The organism is Brevundimonas sp., assembly GCF_030656255.1.
Lineage (GTDB): Bacteria > Pseudomonadota > Alphaproteobacteria > Caulobacterales > Caulobacteraceae > Brevundimonas.
Genome location: NZ_JAUSOE010000163.1, coordinates 1 through 21,125 on the forward strand (window position 1 = coordinate 1; position 21,125 = coordinate 21,125).

The 21,125-nt window shown below is 67.4% G+C and carries 21 protein-coding genes and 2 tRNA genes; 14 read left to right on the forward strand and 9 right to left on the reverse strand.

Annotation, left to right across the window (positions count from 1 at the left end):
- A partial coding sequence (locus Q7J26_RS16115; RefSeq protein ID WP_370651960.1) for a transglycosylase domain-containing protein occupies window positions 1-1,342 on the reverse strand: 1,342 nt, incomplete at its 3' end.
- Window positions 1,343-1,479: 137 nt separating this feature from the next.
- Here Q7J26_RS16115 and Q7J26_RS16120 point away from each other — a divergent pair.
- From Q7J26_RS16120 to Q7J26_RS16140, 5 genes are all read left to right on the forward strand, one after another.
- On the forward strand, window positions 1,480-1,908 hold the full coding sequence (locus tag Q7J26_RS16120; protein WP_304937380.1) for an organic hydroperoxide resistance protein: 429 nt from the start codon (window positions 1,480-1,482) through the stop codon (window positions 1,906-1,908).
- Between the two features lie 172 nt (window positions 1,909-2,080).
- Complete coding sequence (gene cobS / locus Q7J26_RS16125; protein WP_304937381.1) at window positions 2,081-3,085, forward strand: cobaltochelatase subunit CobS; 1,005 nt, start codon at window positions 2,081-2,083, stop codon at window positions 3,083-3,085.
- Window positions 3,086-3,154: 69 nt separating this feature from the next.
- Window positions 3,155-4,933, forward strand: coding sequence for a response regulator (locus tag Q7J26_RS16130; RefSeq protein WP_304937382.1), 1,779 nt, complete (start codon window positions 3,155-3,157; stop codon window positions 4,931-4,933).
- A 69-nt stretch (window positions 4,934-5,002) separates the two neighbouring features.
- Complete coding sequence (mutL, locus tag Q7J26_RS16135; RefSeq protein ID WP_304937383.1) at window positions 5,003-6,889, forward strand: DNA mismatch repair endonuclease MutL; 1,887 nt, start codon at window positions 5,003-5,005, stop codon at window positions 6,887-6,889.
- A gap of 192 nt (window positions 6,890-7,081) precedes the next feature.
- Window positions 7,082-7,549: a low molecular weight protein-tyrosine-phosphatase gene (locus Q7J26_RS16140; protein WP_304937384.1), complete on the forward strand. Its 468-nt coding sequence runs from the start codon at window positions 7,082-7,084 to the stop codon at window positions 7,547-7,549.
- Window positions 7,550-7,769: 220 nt separating this feature from the next.
- Here the strand turns inward: Q7J26_RS16140 and Q7J26_RS16145 are convergent, their stop codons facing one another.
- Both Q7J26_RS16145 and Q7J26_RS16150 read right to left on the reverse strand, forming a co-directional pair.
- The gene (locus Q7J26_RS16145) at window positions 7,770-8,690 is read right to left on the reverse strand and encodes an alpha/beta hydrolase (protein WP_304937385.1); all 921 of its coding nucleotides are present in this window, start codon (window positions 8,688-8,690) and stop codon (window positions 7,770-7,772) included.
- A 59-nt stretch (window positions 8,691-8,749) separates the two neighbouring features.
- Window positions 8,750-9,361 (reverse strand): TIGR02466 family protein, encoded by a 612-nt coding sequence (locus tag Q7J26_RS16150; protein WP_304937386.1) that lies wholly within the window; start codon window positions 9,359-9,361, stop codon window positions 8,750-8,752.
- A gap of 230 nt (window positions 9,362-9,591) precedes the next feature.
- Here Q7J26_RS16150 and Q7J26_RS16155 point away from each other — a divergent pair, with 230 nt between their 5' ends.
- Window positions 9,592-11,556: a biotin carboxylase N-terminal domain-containing protein gene (locus Q7J26_RS16155; protein ID WP_304937387.1), complete on the forward strand. Its 1,965-nt coding sequence runs from the start codon at window positions 9,592-9,594 to the stop codon at window positions 11,554-11,556.
- Here the strand turns inward: Q7J26_RS16155 and Q7J26_RS16160 are convergent.
- A complete protein-coding gene (locus Q7J26_RS16160; RefSeq protein WP_304937388.1) occupies window positions 11,553-11,843 on the reverse strand; it encodes a putative quinol monooxygenase in 291 nt (96 codons plus the stop codon). The genes Q7J26_RS16155 and Q7J26_RS16160 overlap by 4 nt on opposite strands.
- Before the next feature lie 95 nt (window positions 11,844-11,938).
- On the opposite strand from Q7J26_RS16160, the gene Q7J26_RS16165 reads away from it, so the two are divergent.
- On the forward strand, window positions 11,939-12,337 hold the full coding sequence (locus Q7J26_RS16165) for a DUF1489 family protein (protein ID WP_304937389.1): 399 nt from the start codon (window positions 11,939-11,941) through the stop codon (window positions 12,335-12,337).
- Between the two features lie 63 nt (window positions 12,338-12,400).
- Window positions 12,401-13,747, forward strand: a complete 1,347-nt coding sequence (locus tag Q7J26_RS16170; RefSeq protein ID WP_304937390.1) for an MATE family efflux transporter — start codon at window positions 12,401-12,403, stop codon at window positions 13,745-13,747.
- A 32-nt stretch (window positions 13,748-13,779) separates the two neighbouring features.
- Here the strand turns inward: Q7J26_RS16170 and Q7J26_RS16175 are convergent, their stop codons facing one another.
- The gene (locus Q7J26_RS16175) at window positions 13,780-14,115 is read right to left on the reverse strand and encodes an RcnB family protein (RefSeq protein ID WP_304937391.1); all 336 of its coding nucleotides are present in this window, start codon (window positions 14,113-14,115) and stop codon (window positions 13,780-13,782) included.
- Window positions 14,116-14,358: 243 nt separating this feature from the next.
- Between Q7J26_RS16175 and metG the strand changes: the two genes are divergently transcribed.
- Both metG and Q7J26_RS16185 read left to right on the forward strand, forming a co-directional pair.
- On the forward strand, window positions 14,359-16,062 hold the full coding sequence (gene metG / locus Q7J26_RS16180; protein WP_304937392.1) for a methionine--tRNA ligase: 1,704 nt from the start codon (window positions 14,359-14,361) through the stop codon (window positions 16,060-16,062).
- 24 nt (window positions 16,063-16,086) lie between these two features.
- Complete coding sequence (locus tag Q7J26_RS16185; RefSeq protein WP_304937393.1) at window positions 16,087-16,800, forward strand: 2OG-Fe(II) oxygenase family protein; 714 nt, start codon at window positions 16,087-16,089, stop codon at window positions 16,798-16,800.
- A gap of 37 nt (window positions 16,801-16,837) precedes the next feature.
- Here Q7J26_RS16185 and Q7J26_RS16190 read toward each other — a convergent pair whose 3' ends face one another.
- Window positions 16,838-17,170, reverse strand: a complete 333-nt coding sequence (locus tag Q7J26_RS16190; protein WP_304937394.1) for a helix-turn-helix transcriptional regulator — start codon at window positions 17,168-17,170, stop codon at window positions 16,838-16,840.
- A gap of 44 nt (window positions 17,171-17,214) precedes the next feature.
- Between Q7J26_RS16190 and Q7J26_RS16195 the strand changes: the two genes are divergently transcribed.
- The gene (locus Q7J26_RS16195; RefSeq protein ID WP_304937395.1) at window positions 17,215-17,562 is read left to right on the forward strand and encodes a carboxymuconolactone decarboxylase family protein; all 348 of its coding nucleotides are present in this window, start codon (window positions 17,215-17,217) and stop codon (window positions 17,560-17,562) included.
- On the opposite strand, the gene Q7J26_RS16200 is transcribed toward Q7J26_RS16195, so the two are convergent.
- The 3 genes from Q7J26_RS16200 to rlmB form a co-directional block, all read right to left on the reverse strand.
- On the reverse strand, window positions 17,559-17,888 hold the full coding sequence (locus Q7J26_RS16200) for a rhodanese-like domain-containing protein (RefSeq protein ID WP_304937396.1): 330 nt from the start codon (window positions 17,886-17,888) through the stop codon (window positions 17,559-17,561). The genes Q7J26_RS16195 and Q7J26_RS16200 overlap by 4 nt on opposite strands.
- A complete protein-coding gene (locus Q7J26_RS16205; RefSeq protein ID WP_304937397.1) occupies window positions 17,885-18,706 on the reverse strand; it encodes a TerC family protein in 822 nt (273 codons plus the stop codon). Before Q7J26_RS16205 ends, Q7J26_RS16200 begins: the two co-directional genes overlap by 4 nt.
- A 64-nt stretch (window positions 18,707-18,770) precedes the next feature.
- Entirely contained in the window at window positions 18,771-19,655 is an 885-nt protein-coding gene (gene rlmB / locus Q7J26_RS16210; RefSeq protein WP_304937398.1) for a 23S rRNA (guanosine(2251)-2'-O)-methyltransferase RlmB, read from the reverse strand.
- Between the two features lie 148 nt (window positions 19,656-19,803).
- Between rlmB and Q7J26_RS16215 the strand changes: the two genes are divergently transcribed.
- The 3 genes from Q7J26_RS16215 to tuf form a co-directional block, all read left to right on the forward strand.
- Window positions 19,804-19,887 (forward strand) — tRNA-Tyr (locus Q7J26_RS16215).
- A gap of 81 nt (window positions 19,888-19,968) precedes the next feature.
- A tRNA-Gly gene (locus Q7J26_RS16220) sits at window positions 19,969-20,042 on the forward strand.
- A gap of 52 nt (window positions 20,043-20,094) precedes the next feature.
- A partial coding sequence (gene tuf, locus Q7J26_RS16225) for an elongation factor Tu (protein ID WP_304937399.1) occupies window positions 20,095-21,125 on the forward strand: 1,031 nt, incomplete at its 3' end.

Below are 21,125 nucleotides of genomic sequence, written 5' to 3' on the forward strand. Positions count from 1 at the left end.
GGTTGAAGCTGGACAGGGCGTAGGAATAGCCCCCGACCATCGCCAGCACCCGTCCCGACTGGGGCTCGATGGCCACCAGGGCGCCATTGACGCGCGGCACCTGTTTCAGGGCGTACTGACCGCCCTTCCGCTCGACGAAGATCAGTTCGCCACGCCGCAGTTGCTTGTTGGCGTTGGCCCAGGCGGCGTCGGCGGCGATCAGGGTTCCGGTCTCGTCATCCTTGGCGGTGCGGATGCGGACGGTGTTTCCGCTGACGCTCTCGATGGCGGCGGCCTGCCAGGTGCGGCGCTCGGGCGGCGCCTGTTCCTTCAGGGCGGCGGCCTGCCAGCCCTCGGCGAAGTCGGTCGTGCCCCAGCCCCCGCGCCAGCCGTGGCGACGGTCATAGTTTTCCAGCCCCTGCATCAGGGCCTGGCGCGCCGCCGTCTGCAGCGTCGGGTCCAGAGTGGTGCGCATATAGAAGCCGCCGGCGCGCAGCTGCGCCCCGAAGTCAGGATTGGCGGCGGCCTGCTTGCGCGCCTCTTCCACGAAGAAATCGGCGTCCTTGTATTCCGAACGCTGCGGCGCATCACGCGTGACCAAGGGCCGGGCGCGCGCCTCGACCAGCTGGGCCGGCGTCAGCCAACCGCTCTGCTCCATCTCCCCCAACACCCAGTCCCGCCGGCCCTTTGCCGCGCCCGGATGGCGTTTGGGGTGATAATTGTTCGGCCCCTTGGGCAGCGAGGCCAGGAAGGCCGCCTCGTCCGGCGTCAGCTGCGCCAGCGACTTGCCGAAATAGTTATAGGCGGCCGAGGCGATGCCGAACGAGCGATAGCCCAGGAAGATCTCGTTCAGATACAGGTTGAGGATCTGCTCCTTGGACAGGGTCGCCTCCAGGCGATTGGCCAGAATGGCTTCCTTCAGCTTGCGGTTCAGGCTCGATTCATTGGTCAGCAGGACGTTCTTGGCCACCTGCTGGGTGATGGTCGATCCGCCTTCCAGGCGGCGTCCCTGCACCAGGTTGAAAATGTTCTTGATCGATGCCCGGCCGATGCCGCCCACGTCGATGCCGCCGTGCTGGAAGAAGTTGCGATCCTCGGCGGCCAGGAAGGCCTGCACCACGGTCAGCGGGATCTGGTCATAGGAGACATAGATTCGGCGCTCGTCCGAGAATTCGCCGATCAGGGTGCCGTCGCCGGCATACACCCGCGTCGCGGTCGGCGGCCGATAATCGGCCAGCTCGGACGCGTCCGGCAGGTCGTGAAACAGCCACGCCGCATAGACGGCGACGACCAACCCCGCCAGGGCGATGCCGCCCAGCAGAACCATGCCCGCCCATACGAACCAGCGTTCGGCAATCTTCACTGCGTACTCCGACGACGCGCCCCGAAAGGGTGCTTTAGCCCGCGTCGCCCCCCGAATGCTAGGGCGCGGATGCAACGCCCCCTTCCCGTCTCCCGTTAACCCCCCATCTGAAGCCTTCCCAACCCCAGGAGCACACCATGGAAGTTCTGTATCGCGCCCAGGCCACAGCCTCCGGCGGCGGCCGCGAAGACGGCCGCTCGGCCACCGACGACGGCAAGATCGACGTCAAACTGTCCACCCCCAAGGAAATGGGCGGCAAGGGCGGCGACGGGACCAATCCGGAGCAGCTGTTCGCCACCGGCTACGCCGCCTGCTACCTCGGCGCGCTTCGTCTGGTCAGCGGCAAGGCCGGAACCCCGGTCGGCCCGGACACCAAGATCACCGCCGGAATCGGCTTCGGCAAGAACACCAAGGGCGAAGGCTTCAACCTCGACGTCGACCTGACGGTCACGGACCACGGCCTGGACCAGGCGGTTATCGACGACCTGATCCAGCAGGCCCACCAGGTCTGCCCCTATTCCAACGCCACGCGCGGCAATGTGGATGTGAGGCTAGCGGCCAAGTAATTTCACCTTCCGCTCATCCCCGCGAAAGCGGGGACCCAGAGCTTTGGGCGACGACCGCAGCCGTTTGCAAAGGGTCGTCGTCCAACGCACCGCCGAGCAAAAGAACTGGATCCCCGCTTTCGCGGGGACGAGCGGGGTTTAAGTGGCCCCGAACCTGCGCTAATCGCAGAGCATGACCTCCCTGCTCGACGCCCTCCCCGATCCCCTGCTGACGCTCGAACCCGCCCGCCGCGTGACCCTGCGCGAAGCCTTCGGCGTCGACAGCGACATGACCGTGCCCGTCTTCGCCGAGCGCGACAGCCATGTGCCCGAGATCGACGAGGCCTATCGCTTCGACCCGCAGACGACGATCGCCATCTGCGCCGGCTTCGCCTTCGACCGTCGCGTCATGGTCCAGGGCTATCACGGCACCGGCAAGTCCACCCATATCGAACAGGTCGCCGCCCGCCTGAACTGGCCCCTGGTCCGCGTCAACCTGGACAGCCACGTCAGCCGCATCGACCTGATCGGCAAGGACGCCATCGTCCTGAAGGACGGCAAACAGATCACCGAGTTCCGCGAGGGAATCCTGCCCTGGGCGCTGCAACGCCCCGTCGCCCTGGTGTTCGACGAATATGACGCCGGCCGCCCCGACGTCATGTTCGTGATCCAGCGCGTGCTCGAGGCCCAGGGCCGCCTGACCCTGCTGGATCAGAACCGCGTCATCCGCCCCAACAAGCATTTCCGCCTGTTCGCCACGACCAACACCATCGGCCTGGGCGACACCACGGGCCTGTATCACGGCGCGCAACAGATCAATCAGGCCCAGCTGGACCGCTGGAACATCGTCACGACGCTGAACTACCTCGACCACGACGTCGAGGCCGAGATCGTCGCCGCCAAGGTCCCCGAATGGTCGGACGCCGAGGGCCGCCGTCGCATCGCCGCCATGGTCCGCGTCGCCGACATGACCCGCAACGCCTTCATGAACGGCGACATCTCCACCGTCATGTCGCCCCGCACGGTGATCACCTGGGCCCAGAACGCCATCATCTTCGGCGGCGACCTGGCGCTCAGCTTCCGCCTGACCTTCCTGAACAAGTGCGACGAACTGGAACGCCCCACCATCGCCGAGTTCTACCAGCGCGCCTTCGGCGAGGACCTGCCCGAGGCGGCGACGCGGGTGAAGGTGGGCTGAAACCCTCACGATTGAGGCCTCGTTAAGCTCCCTCGCGTAAGGCCACGCTTGAAGCGGGGACTTGGCGAAGTGGCCGACAGTACAGATTACCTAAAAGCCTATGCCGACCGTTACCGGGACATGTTCCCGGTGCGGCTGGCCACCATAGCCGCCATCGTGATCCTGAGCTTCTGGGTGCTGGGATGGGGTTGGGCGGCGAATTTCGCCTTGTTCCAGTTCGGTCTCTATATCCCGCTCTGGCATGCGGTTCAGACCGCCCGCGCGCGGCCCGACGCCCCCGGCGCGGCCCGCAGGTTCCGCCTGTCCGCCGAAATCGTCACCCTCTGTCTGGCCAGCCACAACGCCCTGTTCATCCTCGCCGCCTGGCGGGCCGAACCTGAACATCTGGATTATCTTCGCCTGCTGCTGGCCGGCAATCTGATGGTCGGCGCTCATCAGGTCCATATCAGCCGCGCGAGCTTCGCCGCCGCCGTTGTGCCGCCGTCGTTGGCCGTCATGGTGATCGCCTCCTATCAGGTCGGTTCGGACCCCCGTCTTCTGGGCGCCGTGGCCCTTTTCGTCCTGGGCGTCAGCGCCGCCGCCTGGCGTCAATGGGGCAGCGACCGCGAGACCATCGATCTGATGATCACGGTCACGGAACGCTCGCGCGAGCTTCGCGCCGCCCTGGCCGAGGCCGAGGTGAACCGCGCCGCCGCCGAACGGGCCAACAAGGCCAAGTCCCGCTTCCTGGCCATGATCAGCCACGAGGTCCGCACCCCGCTGAACGTCATCCTCGGCCTGACCGAGGTGTTGCGCGGGCGCCGTCGTCCCAAGGCCGAGGCCGCCGTGATCGACGACATGGCCGACGCCGGCGGCATGCTGCTGCGCCTGCTGAACGGCGCCCTGGACATCTCCAAGATCGAGTCCGGCCAGGTCGATCTCCACCTCGCCCCGGTCGATCTGGGCGAGCGGCTGGACGCCATCGCGCGCGTCTGGCGATCCCGCGTGGACGAACTGGGTCTGAGCCTGGAGATCGAGCTTAAGGGCGCGCGCGAGCATTTCGTCGTCATGACGGACGAGGGCCGGGTCGAGCAGGTCCTGATCAACTATCTGTCCAATGCGCTGAAGCTGACGCCGACCGGGACCATCCGCATCCTGGCCCGCGCCCTCCCTGCCCCCGACGGCCGCATCGACCTGGATTTCGAGGTTCACGACCAGGGCCCCGGCGTGCCCGAGGATCAGCGCGAACGCATCTTCCTGCCGTTCGAACAACTGGACGCCGGCCGCAAGGCGGGCGGCGCCGGCCTGGGTCTGGCCCTGTGTCGCGCCAGCGTCCAGGCGCTGGGGGGCGCCCTCGGCGTGCGGACGGCCAAGCCCCAGGGCGCGGTCTTCTGGTTCCGTTTCACCGCCGAGCGGGCGACGCTCTCGCCCGCCGCCGTCCCGTCCCCGTCCCCGTCTCCGGCCGTCGACGCCGCGTCGCACGCCCCCCGCGTCCTGGCCGCCGAGGACCATCCGGCGAACCGCAAGCTGCTGGCCCTGCTGTTCCAGTCCTTCGGCCTGGACCTTGTGCTGGTCGAGAACGGGCGCGAGGCGGTCGAGGCCCTGCGCGCGGCCCCCTTCGATCTGGTGCTGATGGATGTGATGATGCCGGTCATGGACGGCGTCGAGGCCCTGACGGCCATCCGCGCCGAGGAGGCCGCCGCCGGTCGCCCCCGCACGGCGATCCACATGCTGACCGCCAATGTGTTCGAGGAGGACGTGGCCCGCTATATGGCGGCCGGCGCCGACGGCGTGCTGCGCAAACCCATCGAGATCCCCGCCCTCCAGGCCGTCCTGACCGCCGCCGCGCCTCAGACCGCCGACGCCTGACCCCGCCGCCCAGGCGTCTCCGGCATGGGCGTGGCGCGAATCCCTTCGCCCCCCTATCTTGGCGGTCACATGCCCATCCGCCGCCTCTCCCCCGAAACCGTCAACCGCATCGCCGCCGGCGAGGTGGTCGAGCGGCCGGCCAGCGCCATCAAGGAACTGGTCGAGAACGCACTGGACGCGGGCGGCCGCAATATCGAGATCCAGGCCGACGGCGGGGGCCTGTCGCGCATCCTGATCGCCGACGACGGCAAGGGCATCCCGAAGGCCGAACTGCCCCTGGCCATCGAACGTCACGCCACGTCCAAGCTGGAACCCGACGACGCCGGCGACGTGGACCTGCTGCGCATCCACACCCTGGGCTTCCGGGGCGAGGCCCTGCCCTCGATCGGCTCGGTCGCCCGCCTGTCGATCACCACCCGATCCCGTGACGAGACCGAGGCCTGGGTCATCCAGGTCGAGGGCGGCGCGACCCGCCCCCTGGCCCCCGCCCCCTTCCCCGGTCCGCACGGCGCGCGGGTCGAGGTGCGCGACCTCTTCTACGCCACCCCCGCCCGGCTCAAGTTCATGAAGTCCGAACGGGCCGAGGCCATGGCCATCTCGGAGGAGATCAAACGCCAGGCCATGGCGCACGAGGCCGTCGCCTTCACCCTGTCGCTGGACGGCAAGGTTGCGCTACGCCTCCCCGCCGAACATCCCGGCGACGAGGGCCGGCTGAAACGTCTGTCCGCCCTGCTGGGCCGCGACTTCGAGGCCAACGCCCTGTTGATCGATCAGGAGCGGGATGGCGTGCGCCAGTCGGGCTATGCCGGCCTGCCCACCTATTCGCGTGGCAATGCGGCGCATCAGTATCTGTTCGTCAACGGCCGCCCGGTGAAGGACCGGCTGCTGCAAGGGGCCTTGCGCGGCGCCTACGCCGACTTCCTGGCGCGCGACCGGCACCCGGCCGCCGTCCTGTTCCTGGACATCGACCCGCTGTACGTGGACGTCAACGTCCACCCCGCCAAGGCCGAGGTCCGGTTCCGCGATCCGGCCCTGGTGCGCGGCCTGATCGTCGGCGCCCTGCGCCACGCCCTCCACGCCGCCGGCCACCGCGCCTCCACCACCGTCGCCGCCGACGCGATGGCGGGCTTCCAGCCCCACACCGGCGTCACCACCGGTCCTGCCTACAGCCCCAGTTCCCCCTCGGCCCAGGGCTTCAGCGGCTGGACCGGCTGGTCCCAGCCCGCCGCCGCCGCCCAGGTCCTGCCCGGCCTCAACGAACGCAGCGCCCGCGTCGAACCCAGCTGGGACGGCCCCGCCTGGCCGCAGCAAGCGCCCACCGACCCCGCCAGTCACGACCCACGATTCACCCCCCACGCCCCCATCGACCCCCTCGACTACCCCCTGGGCGCCGCGCGGGGTCAGTTGCACGCCAACTATATCGTGGCCCAGACCCGCGACGGCCTGGTCATCGTCGATCAGCACGCCGCCCACGAGCGGCTGGTCTATGAGCGGATGAAGGCCCAGATGGCCGAGGGGGCCGTGACCCGCCAGGCCCTGCTGACGCCCGAGGTGGTCGATCTGGACCCGGCCGAGGCCGAACGCGTCGCCTCGCGCGCCGAGGAACTGGCCGAAATGGGCCTGATCGTCGAGGCCTTCGGCGCCGGCGCCGTCCTGGTGCGCGAGACTCCGGCCATGCTGGGCGACACCGACGTCCAGGGCCTGATCCGCGACATCGCCGACGATTTAGCCGAACACGGCGCCGCCCTGTCGCTGAAGGAGCGGATGGCCGAGGTCTGCGGCACCATGGCCTGCCACGGCAGCGTCCGCTCCGGCCGCATCCTCACCGCCCCCGAAATGAACGCCCTGCTCCGCCAGATGGAAGCCACCCCGCATTCGGGCCAGTGCAACCACGGGCGGCCGACCTATGTGGAGCTGAAGCTGCACGATCTGGAGAAGCTGTTCGGGAGACGGTGAGCCTCCCGACGCCCAGCCACCGCCCCCACAACCGTCATCCTCGGGCTTGTCCCGAGGATCCAGACTCCCGGTATCAACGCCGTCGCACCATGCGGACAAACCGGGAGTCTGGATCCTCGCCACAAGGGCGAGGATGACGGGTGAAGGGAAAGCACTCTAACCCCACAGGGCTTCATCCGCTAAGATCACCCCATGCCCTCCATGCTCTTCGTCTGCCTCGGCAACATCTGTCGCTCCCCCCTCGCCGAGGCCGCCCTCCGCGCCGAGGCTCAACGTCTGCGTCTCGACCTGATCGTCGACTCCGCCGGCACGGGGAACTGGCATGTCGGCCATCCGCCCGATCCGCGCGCCCAGGCCGTGGCGCGCAAACATGGGATCGATATTTCCGGCTATCAGGGCCGGCAGGTGACGCCGGCGGACTTCCGCCGCTTCACCCACGTCATCGCCCTGGACCACGACAACCTGGCCAATCTGCGCCGGATCCAGCCCGCTGACGGTGTCGCCAAACTCAGCCTGCTGCTCGACCACGTGCCCGGCCGCGAGGGCCAGGCCGTGACCGATCCCTATTTCGGCGACGACGCCGGGTTCGAGGTGACCTGGGCCGAGGTGACGGCGGCGGCGGCACAGCTGGCGGAGAGGCTGCGCCGTACTCGGGACTGATCTGGCCCCCTCCGTCTCGCCGGCTGCGCCGGCGATCCACCTCCCCCAAGGGGGGAGGAATGGGATGACGGAGATCCTCCCCCCTTGGGGGAGGTGGCGCGGCGCAGAGCGCCGTGACGGAGGGGGCCAAACGCCTCGGAAAATTCGGTAGGGCGTCAAGAGCCCCTCCACCCTACGGGGGTCCCGAGACAGCGCGCCATTCAATTGGGGCGAGGCTGGCCTATTCGCCTGTCGCCGGCAGCACGGCCATCAGGGCGCGGGTGAAGCCGACGGGGGCGACGGTGAGGTGGTCTTCGTCGGCGAGGACGGTCGAGCGGACCCGCAGATGAGGATAGGCGCGCGATTTCAGCACTCGTTCCATGGTCCGCATGTCGGCGACCATGTCGGCGCCGGTCGAATGGCGCGGACTCGGGCCGGGCGCTTCGAACGCCCCGACGTACATGAAGACCTCGGCGGGGAGGTCGCGATGCGTGCGGGCATAGTCCGCCTCCATCGTCATGACGTGGCCTTGGTCGAACCAGAAGGACGGGCTGCCCAGAACATAGGCGTGGAACAGGCCGGGATCGGTGAACAGGATCTGGGCGCCCAGCAGGCCACCGTAGGAATGGCCCAGCAGGATGCGACGGTCGGGCGCGGTGCGGAAGCGGGCGTCGATGAAGGGCAGGACCTGGGTCTTCAGATAGGTCTGATAGGCGGGACCCTGGCCGTGGACCATGTCGCGGGCGCGACGGGGGCCGTTCGGGGTGGGGGTGTAGTCGCGATTGCGGCTGACCACGCCGGTGTCGCCGCGGGCGTAGGACAGGCCGACCAGGATGAAGGGTTCGATAACCGGACCGTCCAGATTCACGCGGCGGGCGATCTGGCGGATGATCGGAAAGGCGTAGTCGGCGTCGGTGACGTAAAGCACCGGATAGCGACGCTGGGGGCTGGCGTCATAATCGGCAGGCAGACTGACGAAGACCTGATAGTCGCGACCCGAGACGGGATCAGGCACGGTCCAGACCTGGGTCCCCTGCAAGACATAGGGCGCGCCTTCGGTCGCAACGGAGGGGGGCGGTGACGACTGGGCGTCGGCCTTTTCCGTACAGGCCGGGGCGACGGCCGCCGCCAAGAGCATGATCGCCAGACCGAAGGCCTTCATTCCCAAATCCCCCAACATCGTCTCAGGCAGGCTAGGCCCGAATGCGGCGGAAGTTCGTCTCAGGCGTAGTTGAAGCTGATCGAGATGCGGTCGGATTTGGCCTGGTTGGTCGGGACTTCGTGGCGCAGCCAGCTTTCCCACATCAGGATCGTGCCGGGGCGGGGCGTCAGATAGACGAAGGGGCGTTCGGCCTCGGTCGCGTCCTCGGTGACGGAGGGGCGGGCCATCATGAAGGGCAGGCGGGGGTCCTCCAGTTTCAGCGACGAGGCCCCGTCGGGGATGTCGATATAGACGGTGCCCGACAAGAAGGCGTGGGGGTGGATATGGCCGGTGTGGCCGCCGCCGGGCTTGAGGATATTGACCCACAGATTGTCGAGTCGGGGCTTGCGGGCCAGGTCGAAATTCAGGGCCTTGGCATAGGCGACGGCGTGCCGGTCGAGGTGGCGTTTCAGCTCGGCGAACTCGGGGAAACGCTGGGGCAGGTCGTTCAGCGAGGCGTAGGAGGTGTAGCCGCGATAGGCGTTGTCGCGGCACCAACGGCGGCCGGCCGCGTCCTCCTCGGCCATCATGCGGACGACGTCGATCAGTTGTTCGTTGAACTCGGCCCAGCCTCGGCCCTCGGCGAGGGTGGCTTCATAGACCTGGGTGACGAAGAGGGGGCGCAGGGACATGGGGGAGGGGATAGCGGAAGGCGAGGGAAACTTCACCTCCCTGTTCGCGAAGGCGAACGGGGAGGACCGGCGGCCGTAGGTCGCCAGGAGGGGGCGAAGGGGTAGTGAAGGCGCAGGTCTGTCTGAGACCGAGTCGCCCCCGCCTGATCGCTGCGCGATCTGTCCTCCCCGTCGGCCTTCGCCGATGGGGAGGTGAAGACACAGCCGCCGCGCCTCGCTAAGAACGCGTCATGTTCAAGTCCGTCCTGGTCGCCAATCGCGGCGAAATCGCCTGTCGTGTCTTCCGCACCGCCAAGCGGATGGGGTTACGCACCATCGCCGTCTATTCCGAGGCCGACGCCAACGCCCTGCATGTGCGCGAGGCCGACGAGGCGGTGCGGATCGGGCCGGCGGCGGCGCGCGAGAGCTATCTGGACGGCGTCAAGGTGCTGGCGGCGGCCAAGGCGACCGGGGCGGAGGCGATCCATCCCGGCTACGGTTTCCTGAGCGAGAATGCGGATTTTGCGGAAGCGGTCGCGGCGGCGGGTCTGATCTGGATCGGGCCGGATCCGCAGTCGATCCGGGCCATGGGGCTGAAGGACGCGGCCAAGGAGCTGATGATCCAGGCCGGGGTGCCGGTGACGCCGGGTTATCAGGGCGCGGACCAGTCGGAGGCGACCCTGACGGCCGAGGCGGCGCGGATCGGCTATCCGGTGCTGATCAAGGCGGTCGCGGGCGGCGGCGGCAAGGGGATGAAGCGGGTCGATGATCCAGCCGATTTCGCTGCGGGCCTGGCCAGCGCCAAGCGGGAAGGCGCGGCCGCCTTCGGCGACGACCGGGTGCTGATCGAACGCTACATCACCCGGCCGCGCCATATCGAGGTGCAGGTGTTCGGGGACCGGCACGGCGATGTCGTCCACCTGTATGAGCGCGACTGTTCTCTGCAACGCCGCCACCAGAAGGTGATCGAAGAGGCGCCGGCGCCGGGCATGAGCGAGGCCGTGCGGGCCGCCGTGACGGGCGCGGCCATCAAGGCGGCCAAGGCGGTCAACTATGTCGGGGCCGGGACCATCGAGTTCATCGCCGACGCCTCGGACGGACTGAAAGCGGACGGGATCTGGTTCATGGAGATGAACACCCGGCTGCAGGTCGAGCACCCGGTGACCGAGAGCGTGACCGGCGTCGATCTGGTCGAATGGCAGTTCCGGGTCGCTGCGGGCGAGCCTCTGCCGTTGAAGCAGGACGAAATCCGGCTGAACGGCTGGGCCATGGAGGCGCGCCTCTATGCCGAGGATCCAGCGAACGGTTTCCTGCCGTCGATCGGGCGGCTGGAGCATTTCTTCATGCCGGACGGAATTCGCGTCGATACGGGCGTGGAGCAGGGCGGCGAGGTCAGCCAGTTCTACGACCCGATGATCGCCAAACTGATCGTGCATGAGGACACCCGCGAGGCGGCCGCAGCGCGACTGGCCGAGGCGGCGGGCGAGGTCGAGGTCTGGCCGGTCAAGACCAATGCGGGCTTTCTGAAACGCTGCCTGGACCATCCGCGCTTTGTGGCGGGGGATGTGGATACGGGGTTCATCGGAGCGGAAGAGGGGGCGCTGCAGCCGGTCGAGACCGCCGAGGCAACGCTGGCGGCCCTGACCCTGGTCGCGGAGGCGGCGAGCGATGGAGAAGCGGCCGGGTCTGACCGGTTCAGCCCTTGGGGCGGCCAGCCGGGCCTGTCCTATGGGGTACGTCTGAACGCGCCCGCTCAGACGATGGTCTGGGCGCATGTGGACGGCCGGGGCGTGTCGGGGGCTGTGACGCCGGTCGAGGCGGGATGGCGCGGCGCCGAGGGCATGACGGCCCGAGTCGGTTTCGACCAGGTGCAGGCCGGGGAGGCGCTGTTCGGCTATCAGGTGATCGATGACGGCTTCGTCCTGTTCGTGGACGGCGAGGCGCGCCGGGTGACGCCGTATCGGGCGGCCGTGGGCTCAGGCGCCGGGGCTGTCTCCGACGGGTCTCTCCGCGCACCCATGCCCGGCAAGATCGTCGCCGCGCCGGTCAAGGCGGGCGACGTCGTGACCAAGGGCCAGCCGGTCGTGGTCCTGGAGGCGATGAAGATGGAACACGCCCTGACGGCGCCCTTCGACGGGGTGGTCGAGCATGTAGCGGCTGTGGGCGATCAGGTGGTCGAGGCGGCCGTGCTGGCGGTGGTCAAGGCGGCGGATTAAAGGCCGATGCCGCCCAGCGGCCGGGTCAGGATCGAGTCGTCCATCTTGGCCATCAGTCCGTAGATCGGACGCCAGGCGCCGCTTTGACGCAGATCTTCGCTCCAGGACAGATGGGTCGGTTGATCGACCCAGACCTCCGTGACCCACAGGATGTCGGCGTCGGCGAGATCATGCGCGACGATATAGGAATGACAGCCGTGCTTCCTGACACCAGGGTCCATCAGGAGAAGCGCGAGTTCGTCTCGGCGCCCAGGGTATGCGGTCAGACGCGTGATCAATCCGTACATGCTGGTTCCGTGGCGTCCGGTAGCGAGCGGACGACAGTCTAGCTTCGGCGTTAAAGAATCTGGCCAAGGCGCATAAGGGCGACTACGTGGGCGCCATGCCGCTTCACATGATCAAACTGGGCGTCGGGGTTCCTGACGTCGACTGGCTGGAGGCCCGCGCGGCCAGGGGCGGGCCGCTGGTGGTCCACACCCGGATGACGCCGAAACGCGCGCCGGAGATCGAGGACGGCGGATCGCTGTACTGGGTGGTGAAGGGCGTGATCGTCTGCCGCCAGCGCGTGCTCGACATCGCCACCCTGGGCGAGGGCAAGCAGAGCCGTTGCGAGATCACGCTGGAGCCCAAGGTCGTCCGCACGGCGCCGATGGCGCGCCGGCCGTTTCAGGGCTGGCGCTATTTCGAGCCCAAGGACGCCCCGGTCGACCTGACCGAACTGGATGCGGGCGAGGCGCCGGAGGAACTGGTGCGCCAGCTTCGCGAACTGGGCGCCTGGTAGGTCAAACCCACAAAGTTTTTGGGAGTTGACCCCGACGGGTCCGCGTGGCCTGTGCCGGCTCCGATGATCGCGCTCAGTTTCCAGACCCGTTCCGCCTTTCGCGACCTGCTGCACTTGGCATGGCCGGTGATCCTGGCGCGGATCGGCATCATGACCATGGGGCTGACGGACGCCATCGTGGTGGGGAATTTCTCCAGCAAGGAACTGGCGTTTCATTCGCTGGCCTGGGCGCCGACCTCGATCGTGGTGACGACGGCGGTCGGGCTGATGCTGGGCGTGCAGGTGATGACGGCGCGGATGCTGGGCGAGGGACGGCGGCACGCGGTCGGATCGGTGCTGCGCCGGGGCATGACCTATTCGTTGCAGATCGGGGTGGTCTCAATGATCGCCCTGATCGCCGTCGGTCCCTGGGGTCTGGGCAAGATCGGGCTGGAGGATGGACTGGCCGAGGGGGCGGGACCGGCCCTGGTCGTCTTCGCCCTGTCCATGCCCTTCTATCTGATCTCGGTGACGGGACAGTTCTTCCTGGAGGCCCTGGGGCGGCCCAAGCCGGGTATGGTGGCCATGTGGGTGGCGAACGGGGTCAATCTGGCGCTGAACATCGTGCTGGTGCCCGATCTGCTGGGCCTCGGCTTCGACGGCGCCTTCGCCTCGGCCTGGGCGACGTTCGGGGCGCGGGCGGCGCTGGCGATCTTCCTGGTGGTCTATATCCTGCGCCTGCCCGAGGCGAGGTCGCTGGGTATCTTCGACAAGCCCGAACGCGATCCCAAGGCGGCGCGCGAACAGGTCAAGGTCGGCCTGGGCGCGGGCGCATCCTATTTCATCGAGGTCGGGGCCTTTTCGGGCTTCACCTTTTTCGCCGGTCAGATCGGCACGGCGGAGACGGCGGCCTGGGCCGTGGTGCTGAACGTCTCGGCCATCGTCTTCATGCTGCCCATGGGCCTGTCGTCCGCGACGGCGGTTCTGGTGGGGCGCAGCTATGGCGCGGGCGACGGGCAGGGAGTGTTGAGGGCCGGTCTGGTGGGCTTGGGCGTCGTGACGGCGATGACCTTCATCGTCGCTCTGCTGGTGTGGCCCAGCGCGCATCTGATCGTGGGCGCCTACAATCGCGATCCGGTCCTGCTGGCCATCGCCGCCCCGGCCCTGGTGCTGGCGACCCTGTTCTTCGTCGCGGACGGAATCCAGGTGGTGGCGGCCCAGGCGAACCGGGCGGCGGGCGACGTCTGGTGGCCCACGATCATGCATTTCGTGGCCTATGGGGCGGTGATGATGCCGCTGGGCTGGATTCTGGCGCACCGGATGGGCGTGGACGGCCTGGTCTGGGCGGTGGTGATCGCCAGCCTGGCGTCGTCGGTCTTGCTGACCGGGCGGTTCGTCCGGGTGGCGCGGCGGTTGCCCAGCGTCGGATAAAGGGCCCCCGCCGAAACGGGGGCCCTCAAGGCCTAGCGATAGGCGCCGTTCAAAACCGAGCTGATCAGACCGGTGGCGACGGCGGTCAGGACGATGTCGTTGCCGGACCGGTAGTAGGCGTAGCCGCGGGGCGGCGCACGCAGACCGTATCGGCTGTGGTCGACCCGGTGGCTGTTGTCGCGATAGCTGGCCGGCAGACGTTGGCCCTTCTTCCAGCGTTGCGCATCTTGTCGCTCCGGCGCGCGCTCATGGGCGGCGGCGGGGCCTCGACCCGTGTTGTGATGATCCGGGCCGCGAGATTGAGCCGAGGCTGCGCCGGCAGAGGCGACCATGAAGATGGCCATGGCGGCTGCGAGAGACTTTTTCATCGATATTCTCCTTGTTCATGGTCAGGTCGGAGTGTTCCGGCCCGTCGATGGATCCGTTCTCGCACGCCGCTGCTGAGGCCAGCCTGAACCGTACCGGCGGGGGGCGTTCAGCCTTGGTTCGGAAATGGGTTCGGTTCGTATCGACCTCGAAACATCCGTTCCGATCATGCGTAAGGCGCGGAGAGGTGACGCAGCGTTCGTCACTGTCTATATCCCTGCGCTTCCCCGAACTCCTGGACGATCATGGCCCGCATCCTCATCACCTCGGCGCTGCCCTACATCAACGGCATCAAGCACCTGGGGAATCTGGCGGGCTCGATGTTGCCGGCCGACGTCTGGGCGCGGTTCAAGCGGGCCCAGGGGCATGAGGTCCTCTATATCTGCGCCACTGACGAGCACGGCACCCCGGCCGAGCTGGCTGCCGCCGCCGCCGGCCAGGACGTGCGCACCTATTGCGACGAACAGCACGAGATCCAGAAGGCGGCCGGCCAGGCCTTCGGCCTGAGTTATGACTGGTTCGGCCGGTCGTCGAACCCGCAGAACCATCGCCTGACCCAGCATTTCGCCGAGGCGCTGGAGAAGAACGGCCTGATCGAGGAGCGGGTGGATCGGATGATCTATTCGATCGACGACGCGCGCTTCCTGCCCGACCGCTATGTCGAGGGGACCTGTCCCCATTGCGGCCATGTCGGCGCGCGCGGCGACCAGTGCGACAACTGCGGGCGTCTGCTGGACCCGACCGACCTGATCGACCCCTATTCGTCGGTGTCGGGGTCCAAGAACCTGGAGGTGCGCGACACCCGCCACCTGTATCTGCTGCAGACCAAGATCGAGCCGCAGATCCGCGCCTGGGTGGACGGCAAGACCGGCTGGCAGGTGCTGGCGAAGTCCATCGCCTACAAGCATCTGGACGAGGGGCTGATCGACCGGGGCATCACCCGCGACCTGGCCTGGGGCGTCCCGGTGCTGAAGGACGGCTTCCCGCGTCCGGGCATGGAGGACAAGGTCTTCTACGTCTGGTTCGACGCCCCCATCGAATATATCGCCGCGACCGAGGAATGGGCCGAGGCGACCGGCGGGTCGTGGCGCGACTGGTGGCGTCTGGACGAGGGGGCCGAGGACGTCCGCTATGTCCAGTTCATGGGCAAGGACAATGTCGCCTTCCACACCGTGTCCTTCCCCGCCACCATCATCGGCTCGGGCGAGCCGTGGAAGACGGTGGACCAGCTGAAGGCCTTCAACTGGCTCAACTGGTACGGCGGGAAATTCTCGACCAGCCAGAAGCGCGGCGTCTTCATGGACCAGGCGCTGGAGCTGCTGCCGGCCGACTACTGGCGCTGGCGCCTGACGGCCTACGGGCCGGAACACGCGGATTCAGCCTTCACCTGGGAGGATTTCCAGGCCTCGACCAACAAGGACCTGGCCGATGTGCTGGGCAATTTCGTCAACCGGATCGTCAAGTTCGCCGAGTCGAAATTTGATGGCGTCGTGCCCGAAGGCGGCGAGGCCGGTCCGGTCGAGATCCAGTTGGAGGCCGACATCAAGGCGGGGATCGCCGAGGCGACCGAACAGTTCGAGGCCATGGAATTCAGGAAGGCGGCCCAGGCCCTGCGCGCCGTCTGGGTGCTGGGCAACGAATATCTGCAGGTCGCCGCGCCCTGGACCGCGTTGAAGACCGACCGCGACCGTGCGGCGGTAGGCGTGCGGACGGGGCTGAATCTGGTGGCTCTGTTCGCCCGTCTGGCGGCGCCGGTCCTGCCGTTCTCGGCCGAGAAGATCGCGGCTTCGGTGGGATCAACCGACCTGAGCTGGCCGGGCGCGGACGAGAATGTGCTGAACAGTCTGGCCGTCGGTCAGGCTGTGGCGGCCCAGGGCGTGTTGTTCGCCAAGATCGAGGACGCCCAGGTGGCGGAATGGTCCGAACGCTTCGGCGGCGCGGACGCCTGATCCATCGAGCGGGGGCGAGAGACGATGACACCGAATCTGGCGCCTCTGACCGACGAACGGCTTGCAGCGATCCGCGAGCGGTTGGCCCGAACGGGCCGAACCCAGATCGACGGCGTTCTGGCTCCGGCCGACGCCCAGACCCTGTATGAGGCGGCTGCGGCGGCTGACTACAATGTCGTCACCCGACGCGGGACCGGCCACGTCGATCTGCCCGCCGCCTGGCTGGCGTCATTGCAGCCTGACCAGAAAACGGGTCTGGGGCAGGCGGTGCAGATGTCGGCCCAAGCCGATTTCCAATATCTGTACGACAACCATCCGATCTACGATCTGGTCGAGGCAGGGCAGGCGGCGCCTGTCTGGCGTGACCTGCTGGCCTTCCTAAATGGCCCGGCGTTTCTGAACCTGATGCGCGACGTGACCGGCGAGGCGCAGATCGCCCTGGCCGACGCCCAACTGACCCGATACCGCGCGGGCCATTTCCTGACCGAACATGACGACCATGCCGAGGGCAAGAACCGCTTCTTCGCCTATGTGCTGAACCTGACGCCCGTCTGGCGGATCGAATGGGGCGGCCTGCTGGCCTTCCATGGAGCGGACGGCAATGTGTCCGAAGCCTTCACCCCGCGCTTCAACACCCTGAACCTGCTGAAAGTCCCGTCGCCCCATTCAGTTACGCAGGTGGCCCTGTCGGCGGCGGCGGATCGAATCTCGGTCACGGGCTGGTTGCGCGGCGTTTAGAAGGCCCGAGCCTCGCGCCCGCCGGGGATGATGACCGTCAGGCTTCGTCTCGCGCGCAGAAATGGTCGTACAGCACGGCCATGATCTGGATCGTCGCGGGATGGGCGATGAAATAGGTCAGGGTGCGGTGGTCGCGGCGGAAGTCCACCACCCCCTCGTCCTTCAGCTTGGACAGATGCTGCGACATGGAGGCGGGGGCCACGCCCGTTTCGGCGATCAGGGTCGAGACGTTCCGCTCGCCCTGGGCCAGGGCGCACAGGATCAGCAGTCGGTGGGGATTGGCCAGACCCTTCAGAAAGGCGGAGGCGTCGTCCACGCGCGGCGGAAGGGCCTGGGACAATTTCGCCGATGTGACGTCTTTACATTCCATGCCGAAGTCATATCATAAAAATATAAATTGAAAAGGAGGCTCTCGTGGCCAAGGACTATGCGGCGCTGACACGCGACATCTCGACCTACATCGGCGAACTGCGCCGGCTGCAGCCGGGGCCGATGCAGGCCTTTTCTGAACTGGCGAAGACGGCGACGGCCGAGGGGGCGCTGGACAAGAAGACCAAGGAGCTGATCGCCCTGTCCATCGGGGTGACGCAGCGGTGCGACGGCTGCATCGGCTTTCACGCCAAGGCGCTGAAGGATCTGGGGGCGACGCGCGACGAGATCGCCGAGGCCATGGCGATGAGCGTCTATATGGGCGGCGGGCCGGCCCTGATGTACGCGGCCGACGCGCTGAGGGCGTTCGACCAGTATTCCGAAGCGGCCTAGGCTTCGATGATCGGCAGACCGGCGGCATGCCAGTCCTGGATGCCGCCGGTCAGGTTGAACAGGGGCTGACCCTCGGGGCCGGTCGGACCGACGAAGGCGCAGACCTGATGGCTGCGGCCGCCACGCAGGCACATGACGATGATCTTGCGATCCGCCGGCAGGTCCAGCGCCTCCCAGGCGGCGGGCATGGCGCTGAGCGGGGCCAGGATCGCGCCGTCGATGCGGGCGGCGGCGAACTCGTCCGCCTCGCGCACATCAATCAGCACGGCCTCGCCCGCGCCCAGCCAGGCGGCGGCCGTTTCGACATCGACCGTGGCGACGCTCATGCCGCAGGCGTCGGCGCAGGCGCGGTCGGTTCGGCCGGGGCTGGGGTCGGGCTGTCCTCGGTGCGCTTCTGGCCCAGGTGTTTGGCGGCTTCCTCGGGGCTGATCTCGATGAAGGCCGGGGCCGAGGCGTTGAACTCGTCCATATTGCCGGTGCGGACCACGACCTGGCGCGCGCCGTCCCAGATCATGTGGATGGCGACGTACAGAACCACGACCAGGCCGATATAGCCGATCCAGCGGTAACGGTGCAGCAGCTTGGCGATGAAGGTGGCGGCCAGACCCATCAGGGCGATCGACAGAATCAGGCCGAAGACCATGATCCAGGGATGGTCGTGGGCGGCGCCGGCGACGGCCAGCACATTGTCCAGCGACATGGTCAGGTCGGCGATCATGATCTGCAGCAGGGCGGCGCCGAACGACTTGCGCTTCAGGCCCAGCTCCTCGGGCGACGGCCCCTTGCCGTGCTCGATGCTCAGGGCCAGTTCGAGCTCCCTCTCGGCCTCGGCCTGGTCGTGGGTGCGCTGCTCCTGCAGTTCGCGCCACATCTTCCAGCAGACCCACAGCAGCAGAAGACCGCCGGCCAGCAGCAGGCCGACCAGGGCCAGAAGCTGGACCGTGATCAGGGCGAAGCCGATGCGCATGACGACGGCGGCGGCCAGGCCGATCAGAATGGCCTTCTTGCGCTGTTCCTGGGGCAGGGCGGCGGCGGCCAGGCCCACGGCGACGGCGTTGTCGCCGGCGAGGACCAGATCCATCAGCAGGACCTGGCCCAGTGCGGTGGCCTGGCTGGCGAGTTCGGGAGACGAGAGGAATTCCATGGGCGCTCCTTAACGCCGACGTGGCCGTCTGTCAGCCGCGTTGCGCGCGCGCGGCTTCATTCTGTCAGCCGCGTTGCGCGCGCGCGGCTTCATAAAGTGCGACGGCGGCGGCGTTGGAGACGTTCAGGCTCTCGAATCCGCCGGGCATGGGGATCTTGGCCAGGACATCGCAGTGTTCAGCGACCAGTCGGCGGATGCCGTCGCCTTCGGATCCCATGACCAGGACGGTCGGCTGGCGATCCAAAGCCTCCTCAAGCGTCTGTTCTCCCGTTCCGTCCAGGCCGACGGCGCGCCAGCCCAGATCGGCCAGTCGTTCCAGCGCCCGCGACAGGTTGGTCACGCGGGCATGCGGCAGGCGTTCGGTGGCGCCGACGGCCGCCTTGGCCAGGGCGCCGGCCAGGGCGGGGGCGTGGCGGTCCTGGACGATGATTCCCCGCGCCCCGAAGGCCAGGGCGGAACGGAAGATGGCGCCGACATTCTGAGGATCCGTCAGTTGGTCCAGCATGACGATGACGCCCTGAGCCGGCTCGGCCAGCTCTTCCAGGGACACGCCCTCCAGCGGCTGAACCTTGAAAGCCAGGCCCTGGTGGACGGCGCCGGCGGGCAGCATCCGGGTCAGGGCCTGAAGCTCGACCACCTCGATCTTGTGCCCATGGGCCAGTTTGCCCTCTTCGATCTCGGCGGCGCGCTCGGCCGTGGCCAGCAGCCGGCCCATGCCGCGACGCGCGGGATTCGCCAGTGCGGCCAGAACCGGATGGCGGCCCCAAAGAAAATTATCGGCGTCGGACTTGGTCCGATCCGGCGAACGGGGCGCGCGAGGGGCCTCCTCGCGGCCGGAAAAGCCTTGTGCGACGGGCTTTTGGCCCTTTTCGCGCGGGCCGGGAGACCGGTTTCCGAAGACCGGTTTTTTACCGCTTTTACGGTCGTTGCGTTCTGTTTTCGACGACACTATAAGACGCCCTCCGATTTGGAGCCCCAAGGGCTTTCGGGTCTGGGCGCCCCCTCTATCCTAGAGGAGGCGACAAGCCGAAGGCTTTTGTTTCGTCCCGCTTGATTAAGGGCGGAACGAGGGGTCCATCGGTTCGACAAGGCGCGCTGGGGGAATGTCCCGAGTGGCAAAGGGGGGGGACTGTAAATCCCCTGCGTAAGCTTCGAAGGTTCGAGTCCTTCTTCCCCCACCACGCGCCTTATCGGATACGATGGATCAGGACGACGGAGAGGAACCGGCTGCGGCGTTCCCAAAGAACTTCCGCAGTCTCCGCGCGGGTATAGCACAATGGTAGTGCAGCAGCCTTCCAAGCTGAGGATGTCGGTTCGATCCCGTCTACCCGCTCCAGGTTTTTTGATCAGCATCGCGCCCCTCAACCCGGGCCATCAGGAGTTTGGCCATGGCCAAGGAAAAGTTCGAACGTAACAAGCCGCACTGCAACATCGGCACGATCGGCCACGTTGACCACGGCAAGACGACGCTGACGGCGGCGATCACGATGACGCTGGCCAAGGCCGGCGGCGCCAAGGCCATGGCCTATGCGGACATCGATGCTGCGCCGGAAGAAAAGGCCCGCGGCATCACGATCAACACCGCGCACGTGGAATATGAGACGGCCAACCGTCACTATGCCCACGTCGACTGCCCCGGCCACGCCGACTATGTGAAGAACATGATCACCGGCGCCGCTCAGATGGACGGCGCGATCCTGGTGGTTTCGGCCGCTGACGGCCCGATGCCGCAAACCCGCGAGCACATCCTGCTGGCCCGTCAGGTCGGCGTGCCGGCCCTGGTGGTCTTCATGAACAAGGTCGACCTGGTCGACGACGAAGAACTGCTGGAACTGGTCGAGATGGAAGTGCGCGAGCTTCTGTCGTCCTATCAGTTCCCCGGCGACGATATTCCGATCACCAAGGGCTCGGCCAAGGCCGCGACCGACGGCGTGAACCCGGAAATCGGCGAACAGCGCGTTCTGGCCCTGATGGAAACCGTCGACGCCTACATCCCGCAGCCGGAACGTCCGGTCGACCTGCCCTTCCTGATGCCGGTCGAAGACGTCTTCTCGATCTCGGGCCGCGGCACCGTGGTCACGGGCCGCGTCGAAAAGGGTATCGTCAAGGTCGGTGAAGAAGTCGAGATCGTCGGCATCCGTCCGGTCCAGAAGACGACCTGCACGGGCGTCGAAATGTTCCGCAAGCTGCTCGACCAAGGTCAAGCGGGCGACAACGTCGGCGTTCTGCTGCGCGGCACCAAGCGTGAAGACGTCGAGCGCGGCCAAGTGCTGTGCAAGCCGGGCTCCATCACGCCGCACACCAAGTTCCTGGCCGAAGCCTACATCCTGACCAAGGAAGAAGGCGGTCGTCACACCCCGTTCTTCACCAACTATCGCCCGCAGTTCTACTTCCGCACCACGGACGTGACCGGCATCGT

Coding starts and splice junctions, on each gene's coding strand:
- Q7J26_RS16165 (WP_304937389.1), top strand. CDS start 11,939: ATGCCGCTTCACATGATCAAACTGGGCGTCGGGGTTCCTGACGTCGAC.
- Q7J26_RS16145 (WP_304937385.1), bottom strand. CDS start 8,690: ATGAAGGCCTTCGGTCTGGCGATCATGCTCTTGGCGGCGGCCGTCGCC.
- Q7J26_RS16175 (WP_304937391.1), bottom strand. CDS start 14,115: ATGAAAAAGTCTCTCGCAGCCGCCATGGCCATCTTCATGGTCGCCTCT.
- Q7J26_RS16160 (WP_304937388.1), bottom strand. CDS start 11,843: ATGTACGGATTGATCACGCGTCTGACCGCATACCCTGGGCGCCGAGAC.
- mutL (WP_304937383.1), top strand. CDS start 5,003: ATGCCCATCCGCCGCCTCTCCCCCGAAACCGTCAACCGCATCGCCGCC.
- Q7J26_RS16205 (WP_304937397.1), bottom strand. CDS start 18,706: ATGGAATTCCTCTCGTCTCCCGAACTCGCCAGCCAGGCCACCGCACTG.
- cobS (WP_304937381.1), top strand. CDS start 2,081: ATGACCTCCCTGCTCGACGCCCTCCCCGATCCCCTGCTGACGCTCGAA.
- Q7J26_RS16155 (WP_304937387.1), top strand. CDS start 9,592: ATGTTCAAGTCCGTCCTGGTCGCCAATCGCGGCGAAATCGCCTGTCGT.
- Q7J26_RS16150 (WP_304937386.1), bottom strand. CDS start 9,361: ATGTCCCTGCGCCCCCTCTTCGTCACCCAGGTCTATGAAGCCACCCTC.
- Q7J26_RS16200 (WP_304937396.1), bottom strand. CDS start 17,888: ATGAGCGTCGCCACGGTCGATGTCGAAACGGCCGCCGCCTGGCTGGGC.
- Q7J26_RS16185 (WP_304937393.1), top strand. CDS start 16,087: ATGACACCGAATCTGGCGCCTCTGACCGACGAACGGCTTGCAGCGATC.
- Q7J26_RS16140 (WP_304937384.1), top strand. CDS start 7,082: ATGCCCTCCATGCTCTTCGTCTGCCTCGGCAACATCTGTCGCTCCCCC.
- metG (WP_304937392.1), top strand. CDS start 14,359: ATGGCCCGCATCCTCATCACCTCGGCGCTGCCCTACATCAACGGCATC.
- Q7J26_RS16170 (WP_304937390.1), top strand. CDS start 12,401: ATGATCGCGCTCAGTTTCCAGACCCGTTCCGCCTTTCGCGACCTGCTG.
- Q7J26_RS16190 (WP_304937394.1), bottom strand. CDS start 17,170: ATGGAATGTAAAGACGTCACATCGGCGAAATTGTCCCAGGCCCTTCCG.
- Q7J26_RS16120 (WP_304937380.1), top strand. CDS start 1,480: ATGGAAGTTCTGTATCGCGCCCAGGCCACAGCCTCCGGCGGCGGCCGC.